Origin of the sequence: Paenibacillus sp. MMO-58 (assembly GCF_037146255.1) — a bacterium.
In the GTDB taxonomy this organism is placed as follows: Bacteria; Bacillota; Bacilli; order Paenibacillales; family Paenibacillaceae; genus Pristimantibacillus.
Window position 1 is genome coordinate 1 of the sequence record NZ_JBBCVY010000030.1, and the last position, 1,391, is coordinate 1,391.

A 1,391-nucleotide genomic window follows, 5' to 3' on the forward strand; every position below is an offset into this window, starting at 1 on the left:
GGCATCTAAGGAGGTTATCATGAGTAAGAAACTTTTCTCCAAGGCAGATCAGGAGCTGCTCTCTAAGAACAAAAACGTCAAGAATGTAAGCGACAAAGCTATAACCTATTCAGATGAGTTTAAACGGTTGTTCATCGACCGTTATTTAACAGGTAAGACACCTAGAGAGATATTCGAAGCCGAGGGGTTTAATATAGAGGTTTTAGGTAAGAAGCGATTAGAACAATGTGCAGACCGCTGGAAGAAAGCCTACGAGCGGAATGGAATTATTGGTCTCACGGATTCACGCAAAGAATCTTCTGGACGACCGCTGGAACGCGAGATGACACAGGAAGAGATCATTGCCAAGCAAGATGCGCGGATTAAACTTCTGGAATCCCAACTTGAACTGCTAAAAAAAGCAGACACGACAGAAAGGTTGCTGATAGCAAAAGGAGAAAATCTAAGCAAGAATAAGCTATTTGAGTTGATCGAAGAAGCTGTAAAACAAGGTTTTAAACGAATGACGCGTTACTTATGCAGGCTACTTAAGGTTTCACCTTCAGGATATTACAGCTTCCTGAAGACCGCAGAAACCCGTAAAGCAAGAGCTCAGCGGGATGCAGAGGCTGGAGAACTAATTAAAAGAGCGTTTCTTCGAAGAGGTTTCATGAAGGGCTCTCGCTCCATAAAGATGGTCTTGGAAAATGAGTTTAACGTTATATACAACCGTAAACGGATTCGTAGACATATGAGACGTCTACATTTAGTTTGTCCTCATCGTAAGCCCAATCCTTACAGACGAATGGCAAAGGCAACGCAAGAACATCGGGTTGTACCAAATAAGCTACAACGGGATTTCAAGAAGGGGATTCCGGGTCTTGTGCTGCTTACTGACATCACTTACCTTCCATTTGGACAACGCTCAGAGATGGGTTATCTGTCCACCATTCTAGATGGATCCACAGGGGAACTACTCGCTTACAACCTCTCTAAACGCATCACTTTGCCATTAGCAACTGATACCATTAACCAGCTCATGAAGCAACGTCGGCTGAAGCTGCATAAGGATGCCTTTATTCATTCTGATCAAGGAAGCCATTATACAAGCCCCGTATACCAAAAACTACTGAAGGAAAAGGGACTTGGGCAATCCATGTCCAGACGAGGGAACTGCTGGGATAATGCCCCACAAGAATCCTTCTTCGGTCATATGAAGGACCATGTCGTCAGTCGTAACTGTTCTACTTTTGAAGAGTTAAAGCAAAAGATTGATCGTTACATCCACTATTACAACCATTACAGATATCAATGGGGATTAAAAAAGATGACCCCTGTTCAATACAGGAATCATCTTTTGTCGGCGGCTTAACCCTTTTTTTCAAAGTGTCCTTGACGTAGGGTCCAGTTTA

Annotated in this window: 1 protein-coding gene; it reads left to right on the top strand. The window is 43.1% G+C overall.

Annotation, left to right across the window (positions count from 1 at the left end; genetic code table 11):
* The first annotated feature begins 19 nt into the window (after nucleotides 1-19).
* Nucleotides 20-1,351: an IS3 family transposase gene (locus tag WFJ73_RS33135; protein ID WP_336776991.1), complete on the top strand. Its 1,332-nt coding sequence runs from the start codon at nucleotides 20-22 to the stop codon at nucleotides 1,349-1,351.
* Nucleotides 1,352-1,391: the final 40 nt, after the last annotated feature.